Source organism: Pseudomonas sp. SDO5215_S409 (assembly GCF_054071325.1).
Map to the genome: position 1 here is coordinate 1 of NZ_JBSVWN010000161.1, position 685 is coordinate 685.

Genomic DNA, 685 nt, shown 5'->3' on the forward strand with positions numbered 1-685 from the left:
CGATGCGCATAGGCAGCCAGACCGCCATCGTCACCGGGCCTGCCGGGCAGGAGATCCACTGCGACCCTTTCGGACGCGTCAAGGTGCAATTTCATTGGGACCGCGAGGGCCAATCCGACGACAAAACCAGCTGCTGGCTACGCGTCGCCACCGGCTGGGCAGGCAACGCCTACGGCGGCATCGCCATCCCGCGCATCGGCATGGAAGTGCTGGTGACCTTCCTGGAAGGCGACCCCGACCAGCCGCTGATCACGGGGTGCCTGTACCACAAAGAAAACGTCGTGCCCTACGACCTGCCCGCGCACAAGACCCGCAGCACCTTCAAGACCCTCAGCTCGCCGGGGGGCAAGGGTTACAACGAGTTTCGGATCGAAGACAAAAAAGGCGCCGAGCAGATCTACCTGCACGCCCAGCGCGACTGGGATGAAAACATCGAGCACGACCAGAAAATCCACGTGGGCCATGAGCGGCACGACACGGTTGAAGCCAACGTATTTGGCGAATTCAAGGCCGAAGAACACCGCATTACCCACCTGGACCGCAAGACCGAAGCACGGGCGGATGACCACCTGAGCGTGGCCGCCAGCCAGCATGTGAAGGTGGGGACAGCGCAGTTTGTCGAGGCCGGGACCGAGATTCACTACCACGCCGGGGACAAGGTGGTGGTGGAAGCGGGGATGGAATT

The 685-nt window shown here is 62.5% G+C and carries 1 protein-coding gene; it reads left to right on the top strand.

The annotated features are described in order from the left end of the window. Positions 1-685: type VI secretion system tip protein TssI/VgrG (gene tssI, locus ACW9H9_RS28715; protein ID WP_457374546.1), on the top strand; the 685-nt coding region annotated here is incomplete at both ends.